We start from the raw sequence: 8,286 nt of genomic DNA, 5'->3' as shown, positions 1-8,286 counted from the left end.
GCAGCGGCGGGTGGCGCAGCCGCAGCCGCGACGGCGGGCGCGCGCGCAGGCACGGTCGCCAGGTTGGTGGCCGCACCGTTCGGCGCGGTGCCACGCGCCAGGATGGACGGCGTCGCGGCTGGGGACAGGGCCGCGGGCGCAGCAGCGACGGGTGGCGCAACGGGCGCGGGACGGCTTGCGCCGGAGGAATTGGAGAACGGTGAGGCCGCGGTGGCCTGCGACGTGCCGGGAGCAGTCATCGGGGCGGTCACCAGGGGCGCCGCGGGGATACCAGCCTGGGGAGCGGCCGCGGTCGTGGCCGACGAGCCCGTGCTGGACTCAGCCACAGCCTCCTTGGAGGCATCCTCGGCGCGCTCGGTCGACTCGGTGGACGACACCGGACTGTTGGTCGCCGGTGTGCCTGTCGAGTTCGCGGCCGTGGTGTTCTTGCTGGAGGGCAAGAGGATGAGGATCAAGGCGGCCAGCAACACAACCAAGGCAGCCAGGACCGCGGGCCGGGACAGATGTTCCCAGAACGGCGTCTTGGCGACGTCGGCGGGCGTGCGGAAGGGCGCGTTCAAACCGGTTTCGTCATTGGCCACCAGCTTGGGCGCATTCGACTTGGGCAGGCGCGCGAGGATGGGGGCCGCATCGATTTTGAGGGTGCGGCAGACGCTGGAGGCCAGCGCGCGGATGAACACGGAATCCGTCAGCTCGTCGTGGCGATTGGCCTCGAGCGCCTCCAGCTTCTTCACCGAAATCTTCAGCGCCAGGGCCAGCGAGGAGAGGTCCACGCCCGCCGTCTCGCGCGCATGGCGCAGCATGGCACCCGCGCTCGTGCCAACGCTTCCCTGCGTGGACGGCTGAAATGAGTTTTGGAAGACCGAGTCGGGACCGGAAGATGATTCATCCCGCGCCGCGACACCCCCCGCGACGTTCACCGCTTCAGCTTGCGTCTTTTCTTGCTTGTTCTCTTCATTCATCGAACGCTCTCCGATCATAGGAATCCAATTCTTTGGAGCCCGGGTAACGCACACGCAACTGGCTGCCCAGGCGATCTCGTGCCTGAGCATTTCCCAGGCGATGCTCAATCTTCGCACCCAACCACAAGGTCTCGGCATTGACCAGCGAACCGTTGTTGTTGATGCGCTGAATGTAAAGGCGAGCCTCAGGCATTGCGTCGCGCGCATACAGCAGTTGCGCCAAGTTGTAGCCGACCACGGGATTTTCCGCATCCAATGCGTAGGCTTTGAGCAGGCTGTGCTCGGCTGCGCCAGGCTGTCCCGCCCGAATCTGGCAAAGCCCCAAACTCAGCCAGGTCTTGGCGCGCTGGCCATAGGCCGGCTGCGCCAGGGCTCGCTCGAACGACAACGCCGCCTGAGCGAAGTCGCCCTGCTGGCACTGCAACCACCCCTGGTTGTGCAGCACATCCGGATTGTCGCCGCCCAGGGACAGGGCGCGGCGAAAACTCTCCTGCGCCAGACGGGGCTGGTCGAGCCGCATGTAAATCAAGCCGCGCAGGTTGTAGGCGTCCACGAAAGCTGGATCAATGGCCAGGGCCTGCTTGATCTCGTCCAGCGCCACGGCATCCTGGCCCCGTTCGAAGTAACCCAAGGCCAGTTGCAGGCGAAGGCGCGCGCGACTGCGCTGCTCAGGCTCGTCCGACGCGGTCACGATGTCCTCGCCGCTGGTCGCGCGCTGCGCGCACCCCTGGAGGCACGGCACGGCAAGCGCGAGCAACAGCAGGGTCATCCAGGGCCAGAGCGCGCGATGCGCGAACCGCGCATGCGCGGGCAGGTGCAGCTCCAAGCCGCTCATGCCCTCGGACTCCCGGAGGACGGCCTGGCATCCAAGGACTGCATAGGCTGGAGGGGCTGAAGGGGCTGGAGCAGTTGCCGCTGGCGCGCCATGCGCGCGTCGACGCTCGTGCGGTCCTGCACGTCACCCGCCAGTTGGCCGCACGCCGCGTCGATGTCGTCGCCTCGGGTCTTGCGCACCGTGGTCACGATGCCGGCCTCTAGCAGGATCTTGGCGAAGGCCTGCACCCGCTCACCAGGGGAACGCTTCAGACCTGACTCGGGAAATGGGTTGAAGGGGATCAGGTTGAGCTTGCAGCCCACGCCATGCCCCAGGTCGGCCGCGCGCTGACGGAACACCTGCATCAGGGCCAACAACTCGCGTGCGTGCTCGGGCTGGTCATTCACGCCGTCGAGCATGCAGTACTCGAAAGTGATGAAGTCGCGCGGCGCGTGGGCCAGGTAACTCAGGCAGGTGTCCAGCAGCTCGTGGATCGGGTACTTGCGGTTCAATGGCACCAGGCCGTCACGCAGCCCATCGTTGGGCGCATGCAGAGAAACCGCCAGGGCCACGGGGCAATCCTCGCTAAGGCGCTCCATCATCGGCACCACGCCCGAGGTGGACACGGTCAAGCGCCGACGCGAGAGGCCGTAGCCATGGTCGTCCAGCATGACGCGCAAGGCCGGCACCAAGGCCGCATAGTTCTGCAGCGGCTCACCCATGCCCATCATCACGACATTGGTGATCACACGATGGTCTTCGCCCGGCTGCAGCGGATGTTGCCGACGGGCACGCAAAAAGTGCTCGGCATGCCAGAGCTGGGCCACGATCTCCCCAGTGCTCAGGTTGCGGCTGAAACCTTGGTGACCGGTGGAGCAAAAACGGCAGCCAACGGCACAGCCGGCTTGGGACGAAACGCAGAGCGTGCCGCGGTCGTCCTCGGGGATATAGACCGCCTCGACGGCATTGCCATCGCCCACGTCAAACAGCCACTTGATGGTGCCGTCCGCCGACTCCTGCTGGGTGATCACAGGCAGGCCTTGGATGTGGGCCGCGGTCTTGAGCTTGGCGCGCAGGGACTTGGCCAGATCACTCATCTGGTCGAAGTCGCTCGCGCCCCGCTGATGGATCCATCGGAACAGCTGGGTCGCGCGGAAGCGCTTCTCACCGAGCCGTTCGCAAAAAACGACCAATCCGTCAAGATCGAAGTCGAGCAGATTGGCCGTTGTCATGAGGTGAAGGCGCGCCAGGCTGGCGCGCGCGAGTTTCAGCGGCTGTAGACGTTCATGCCGGGGAAGAAGAACGCCACTTCGACTGCGGCGGTCTCGGGCGCGTCGGAGCCGTGCACGGCGTTGGCGTCGATGCTGTCGGCGAAGTCGGCGCGGATGGTGCCCTTGTCGGCCTTCTTGGGGTCGGTCGCGCCCATCAGGTCGCGGTTCTTCAGGATGGCGTTCTCGCCTTCGAGCACCTGGATCATCACCGGACCGGAGATCATGAACTTCACCAGGTCGTTGAAGAAGGGACGCGCCTTGTGCACGGCATAGAAAGCCTCCGCATCGGCTTGCGACAGATGAACCATCTTGGCGGCGATGATCTTCAGGCCCGCGGCTTCGAAACGTGCGTAAATCTGACCGATGACATTCTTGGCAACGGCGTCGGGCTTGATGATGGAGAGGGTGCGCTGGATGGCCATGTGCGTTATTCCTGTGATGGGCTTGAGGTTGTAGTCCTGCAGTGATGCGCCGGTCCGCCATTAGCGGGCCAGCCGAATCAGGCAAAGTCGAGCATTTTAACCGCTGACCAGCGGGTTTTCACCCGGAGCACGGCAAAAATCCTTGCTGAATCAACGGCCTCGGCCGCTTCCGCCGCGACCGCCGCCGGTCTTGCGGTCACCCCGTCCGGCGGCGCCCCCGCCCCCACCGAAGCCGCCGCGCCCACCTGGGCGACCCGCGCCCTTGTCCTGGCGCTGTCGGATGAAGCTGTCGTGGCCGATGTAGCCCTGGGAAGTCTTCATGGGATCAGGCTGGGCTCCCTGCCCACCCGCGCCGCGGCCCGATTTGCCAGCCGCCTTGCCTGACTTGCCCGCAGCGCCGCCCTGGCGCTGCGCACCAGCTGGGCGGCCGTTCCCGTTCTTGAAGCCGCCCGCGTTACCGGAGCCAGGACGTCCACGGGAGGACGTGCCCCCCCCAGGTTCCGACGACTCCACGGAGCCGCCTGCCGCCTGCATCAGCGCCCGGATGTCGCGATCGTCCAGCTCCATCCAAGCCCCCCGCCTCAAACCGCGCGGCAAGACCATGGCGCCATAACGGATACGGATCAAGCGGCTGACCGCGTGCCCCACCGCCTCGAACATGCGACGCACCTCGCGGTTGCGCCCCTCGGAAATCGTGACGCGGTACCAGAGGTTGGAGCCCTCCCCGCCACCCTCTTCGATGCTGCCGAACTGGGCCTTCGTGTCATCCAGCGGCACGCCGTCCAAGAGGCGCTGTTTCTCCTCGTTGCTCAAGGCCCCGAGCACACGGGCGGCGTACTCACGCTCCAGACCGAAGCGCGGGTGCATGAGCCGGTTGGCGAGATCGCCGGAATTGGTGAACAGCAGCAAGCCCTCGGTGTTCAGGTCCAGCCGGCCCACCGACTGCCATTTGCCCTGGGGCAGCTTGGGCAGGCGACGAAACACCGTGGGCCGGTTTTGCGGATCATCGTGCGTGACCACCTCGCCCACCGGCTTGTGGTAGGCGATCACCCGCGCGGGTGGCGGAGCGATGCGAAAGCGGATGGGCTTGCCATTGACCTTGATCTGGTCCCCGAACTGGATGCGCTGGCCGATGTGCGCGGGTTCGTTGTTGACCGAGATGCGCCCTTCCATGATGAGCTGCTCCATCTCCAGGCGCGAGCCCATGCCGGCCTGGGCCAGCACCTTGTGCAGCTTGGGCGTCTCGGCCTGAGGCTGCAAAACGCGCTTGCTTGGCGCTGGCAATTCGGTCGAGGCCTCGTCCGCGTCGAAGGCGCCGGAGACCACCGCGGCGAAACGTTCCTCGGGCGTGGCCTCGGTTGACGCCGGCGCGATGGCCGCATCCCTAGGCGCAGGTTCGGGACGAGGCGCTTGCGGCCCTTGAGCCCCCCCTTGCGGCTGCGTTGGCGGATTCAGGCCCTCGTCGTTCATGCCTTCGGTATTCATCCCTGTTGTTCCTCTGTCATTCCGCTGGAGGCCGAACTGGCCGCGTCACCGTCCGTCACGGCTCTTTCTTCTGTCGGCGCGTTAGGTAGGGGCAGCGACTCTGGCGCTGACATCGGTGCGTCGGCCGATTCGGTGGACGCTGGCTGGGACGGGTCCGCCGACAGTTCCGACAGCATGTCCAGAACACCGTCTTGCGCCTGAGGCGTTTCCATCAAAGGCAGCTGATCGATGGACGCCAGGCCCAGATCGTCCAGGAATTGCCGCGTCGTCGCGTAAAGCGCGGGACGCCCGGGCGCCTCGCGGTGACCCACGACCTCGACCCAGCCTCGGTCTTCGAGCTGTTTGATGATCAGCGAATTGACCGTCACACCCCGGATGTCCTCCATGTCGCCCCGCGTCACAGGCTGGCGGTAGGCGATGATGGCCAGCGTCTCCAGGGTCGCACGGGTGTAGCGCGGCGGCTTTTCCGGATGCAGCCGGTCCAGGTACTCGCGCATTTCCGGGCGGCTCTGAAAACGCCAGCCCGAGGCCACGCACACCAGCTCCACGCCGCGCTGGACCCACTCCTGCTGCAACTCCTCGAGCAGCGACTTGAGCGTGTCGGTGCTCAGGGAACCTTCGAACAACTGACCCATGTCGCGCAGCGGCATGGGCTGCTGCGCGCAAATCAAGGCGGTTTCCAGAACGCGCTTGGCCAGGGTTGTATTCATGTCAAAGGGCAGCCGGCACCGTCACGGTGCACGAAAAGAAGAATCAAGAAGAGATAGGGGAGGAGCGCGCTGGTTCCGACCAGCAGCCGATGCATCGTCGTGGCACGGCTCTCACGCGTCCTTCGGCCCTCGGGACAAGGGCGATTTCGGTGTTTCCTGCGCGGCATTGTAGTCGAGCCCCAAGGCGGCGCAGGCCTTGGCCAAGTCGTCGGGCGGCGGTGCATGAAAGACCAAGGCTTCACCGCTGACCGGGTGGCGCAAGGCCAAGCGCCATGCGTGCAGCGCTTGCCTACGCAGCCCGACCACGGGCGCGCCGCCGTACACGCCGTCACCGAGCAGCGGATGGCCAATCGAGGCGGCGTGCACGCGGATCTGGTGGGTACGCCCGGTGTGCAAGGTACAGCGCAGCAGGCAAGCACCCTGGGCCAGGCCCTCGTCTGGCCGCGGCGCGGCGTTGCCCAGCAACTCGAACGTGGTCAGCGCGGGCTTGCCCGGGTGCCGCGCCAAATCGACCACCGCCATGCGCAAGCGGTTGGCGGGATCACGACCGATGCCCTCCTGCGCCGCGCCGCCGACGTCGCGCAGCACGGGCCCATTCCACGCCCGATGCGCCAAGGCCAAGTACTGCCGGCTCACTTCGCGCGCGGCGATCATGCGCACCAGCGCCTCCATCGCGACGCGCGTGCGCGCCACGACCATCAAGCCGCTGGTGTCCTTGTCCAGGCGGTGCACGATGCCGGCGCGCGGCAATTGGGCCGCCACTTCGCCTCGACCCTGGTCGCGCCCGAGCAGGCCATTGAGCAAGGTGCCGCTCCAGTTGCCGGGGGCGGGGTGCACCACCAAGCCGGCGGGCTTGTGGATGACGAGCAAATGCGCGTCCTCGTGCACGATGTCCAGGTCCATGACCTCAGGCTTGAAGGCCTGGCTTTGCGGCGTCGGGCGCAGTTCGATCGTTCCCACCTCCCCGGCGCGAACCTTGTGGGCGGACTTGCGCACCACCAGCTGGGACGGCTGCGGGCCCAACGTCACCGCGCCAGCCTCGATGAGTTGCTGCAGATAGCTGCGCGAAAACTCGGGCACCAGCTCGCTCAGGGCACGGTCCAGCCGCTGCCCATGCAACTCAGGCGGAATGCGCCACGGGCGACGCTCCAATTCGGCCTCGCCTGCGTCACCCGCCTCGCCTTCGTCCGCCGCCATGCCCGCGTGCTCCTCAACGAAAGCGGACATGTCCTGCGTGGCTCGCGGAGAAGCGGGCCGCACGGGGGTGACTTCTATAATCCCTGCCTTTGATTTCAACGGTTTTCCTTGATGCTGCGCGCCAAATTATCGGGTGTCCTTTCCTGCCTGCTGCCGCTCACGCTGGCCGCCCTGCTGTCGGCCTGCTCCAGCACGCCCGACGACCCCACGGCCAAGATGAAGCCGGAGGAGATCCTCGAGCAGGCGCGCGAGGAAGTGCGCAACTTCCAGTACACGCAGGCCGTGACCTTGTTCGAAAAGCTGGAGGGGCGCGCCGCCGGTACACCGCTGGCCCAGCAGGCGCAATTGGAGAAGGCCTACGCCCAGTACAAGGATGACCAGTCCGCGCAGGCCGTGGCCACGCTGGACCGCTTCATGCGCCTGCATCCCGCCAGCCCGGCCATCGACTACGCCCTGTATCTGAAGGGTCTGGTCAACTTCAACGACGACTTGGGCTTGTTCTCCTTCATCACGCGCCAGGACTTGTCGGAACGAGACCAATTGGCCGCCAAGGAATCCTGGTCGGCCTTCAACGAACTGGTCACGCGCTTTCCGGATTCTCGCTACAGCGCCGACGCGCGCGCGCGCATGGTCTATATCGTCAACACCCTGGCGCGTTACGAGGTTCACGTGGCGCGTTATTACTTCAAGCGCGGCGCTTATGTCGCCGCCATCAACCGCGCCCAGCAGGCCGTCGCGGATTACCGCACCGCGCCTGCCCTCGAGGATGCGCTGCAGATCCTGGTCGATTCCTACGAGGCCTTGAACATGCCGCAGTTGCGCGACGATGCGCGGCGCGTGCTTGCGACCAACTTCCCGAACAGCGCCTACCTCAAAGGCGTCAAAGTCAGCGCCGATGAAGCGCCCAAGGCCCCCGACAGTCCCTGGTGGAAACTCTGGTGAGCGACAGGCACGCCGCGCTGGCGCTCACCTGCCATCGCGACGCAAACTCATCCTGAAAATTCAGCCCGCATCTGCTCGCAGCACGGCGAGCCAGGCCAGGGCCTCGGGCTCCGTGCTCAGCCGCTGCATCGGGGGCAAGCCCGCCAAGAGGCGGCGCCCATACCCCATCTGAGCCAGACGCGGATCGCAGATCACGAGCAAGCCCCGGTCTGATTCGCTGCGGATCAGACGACCCGCGCCCTGCTTGAGCGCCACGGCGGCCTCGGGCAAGTGGTAGTCGTTGAAGGCGCTGCGCTGCGCGCTCTCCAGCCTGCGGCTGCGTGCATGCACAAGGGGATCTCCGGGCGGAGGGAAAGGCAGTTTGTCGATCACCACCAGCTGCAAGGCATCACCAGGAATGTCCACGCCCTCCCAGAAGGAAGCCGAGGCCACCAGCACGCAACCCTGTGTGGGCGATGCAGCGCCGCGCCGCAGCCGATCCAG

At 66.2% G+C, this 8,286-nt stretch carries 9 protein-coding genes; 1 reads left to right on the top strand and 8 read right to left on the bottom strand.

Annotation, left to right across the window (positions count from 1 at the left end; genetic code table 11):
• From HGR_RS16860 to HGR_RS11160, 7 genes are all read right to left on the bottom strand, one after another.
• On the bottom strand, nucleotides 1-962 hold a 962-nt coding region (locus HGR_RS16860), incomplete at its 3' end, for a helix-turn-helix domain-containing protein (protein ID WP_006298360.1).
• Nucleotides 955-1,797: a type IV pilus biogenesis/stability protein PilW gene (gene pilW / locus HGR_RS11185; RefSeq protein WP_006298359.1), complete on the bottom strand. Its 843-nt coding sequence runs from the start codon at nucleotides 1,795-1,797 to the stop codon at nucleotides 955-957. The genes HGR_RS16860 and pilW, both read right to left, overlap by 8 nt.
• A complete protein-coding gene (rlmN, locus tag HGR_RS11180) occupies nucleotides 1,794-3,008 on the bottom strand; it encodes a 23S rRNA (adenine(2503)-C(2))-methyltransferase RlmN (protein WP_006298358.1) in 1,215 nt (404 codons plus the stop codon). Before rlmN ends, pilW begins: the two co-directional genes overlap by 4 nt.
• Nucleotides 3,009-3,043: 35 nt before the next feature.
• Nucleotides 3,044-3,469 (bottom strand): nucleoside-diphosphate kinase, encoded by a 426-nt coding sequence (gene ndk, locus HGR_RS11175; RefSeq protein WP_006298357.1) that lies wholly within the window; start codon nucleotides 3,467-3,469, stop codon nucleotides 3,044-3,046.
• A gap of 150 nt (nucleotides 3,470-3,619) precedes the next feature.
• Nucleotides 3,620-4,954, bottom strand: coding sequence for a pseudouridine synthase (locus HGR_RS11170; protein WP_006298356.1), 1,335 nt, complete (start codon nucleotides 4,952-4,954; stop codon nucleotides 3,620-3,622).
• Nucleotides 4,951-5,664: an SMC-Scp complex subunit ScpB gene (scpB, locus tag HGR_RS11165; protein WP_006298355.1), complete on the bottom strand. Its 714-nt coding sequence runs from the start codon at nucleotides 5,662-5,664 to the stop codon at nucleotides 4,951-4,953. The genes HGR_RS11170 and scpB overlap by 4 nt, the downstream gene beginning before the upstream one ends.
• Nucleotides 5,665-5,775: 111 nt before the next feature.
• The gene (locus HGR_RS11160) at nucleotides 5,776-6,891 is read right to left on the bottom strand and encodes an RluA family pseudouridine synthase (RefSeq protein ID WP_406564779.1); all 1,116 of its coding nucleotides are present in this window, start codon (nucleotides 6,889-6,891) and stop codon (nucleotides 5,776-5,778) included.
• A gap of 81 nt (nucleotides 6,892-6,972) precedes the next feature.
• Between HGR_RS11160 and HGR_RS11155 the strand changes: the two genes are divergently transcribed.
• The gene (locus tag HGR_RS11155; RefSeq protein WP_006298353.1) at nucleotides 6,973-7,803 is read left to right on the top strand and encodes an outer membrane protein assembly factor BamD; all 831 of its coding nucleotides are present in this window, start codon (nucleotides 6,973-6,975) and stop codon (nucleotides 7,801-7,803) included.
• A gap of 60 nt (nucleotides 7,804-7,863) precedes the next feature.
• Here the strand turns inward: HGR_RS11155 and HGR_RS11150 are convergent.
• A partial coding sequence (locus HGR_RS11150) for a helicase C-terminal domain-containing protein (RefSeq protein ID WP_039853306.1) occupies nucleotides 7,864-8,286 on the bottom strand: 423 nt, incomplete at its 5' end.

It is taken from the genome of Hylemonella gracilis ATCC 19624 (assembly GCF_000211835.1).
Taxonomy (GTDB): Bacteria; Pseudomonadota; Gammaproteobacteria; order Burkholderiales; family Burkholderiaceae_C; genus Hylemonella; species Hylemonella gracilis.
Note: the sequence above shows the minus strand (reverse complement) of the source record. Positions and strands in the feature narration are given on the sequence as shown.

What these genes read in the sequence shown, in the direction of transcription:
- pilW (WP_006298359.1), bottom strand. Translation starts at nt 1,797, where the DNA reads ATGAGCGGCTTGGAGCTGCACCTGCCCGCGCATGCGCGGTTCGCGCAT.
- rlmN (WP_006298358.1), bottom strand. Translation starts at nt 3,008, where the DNA reads ATGACAACGGCCAATCTGCTCGACTTCGATCTTGACGGATTGGTCGTT.
- ndk (WP_006298357.1), bottom strand. Translation starts at nt 3,469, where the DNA reads ATGGCCATCCAGCGCACCCTCTCCATCATCAAGCCCGACGCCGTTGCC.
- HGR_RS11170 (WP_006298356.1), bottom strand. Translation starts at nt 4,954, where the DNA reads ATGAATACCGAAGGCATGAACGACGAGGGCCTGAATCCGCCAACGCAG.
- scpB (WP_006298355.1), bottom strand. Translation starts at nt 5,664, where the DNA reads ATGAATACAACCCTGGCCAAGCGCGTTCTGGAAACCGCCTTGATTTGC.
- HGR_RS11160 (WP_406564779.1), bottom strand. Translation starts at nt 6,891, where the DNA reads ATGTCCGCTTTCGTTGAGGAGCACGCGGGCATGGCGGCGGACGAAGGC.
- HGR_RS11155 (WP_006298353.1), top strand. Translation starts at nt 6,973, where the DNA reads ATGCTGCGCGCCAAATTATCGGGTGTCCTTTCCTGCCTGCTGCCGCTC.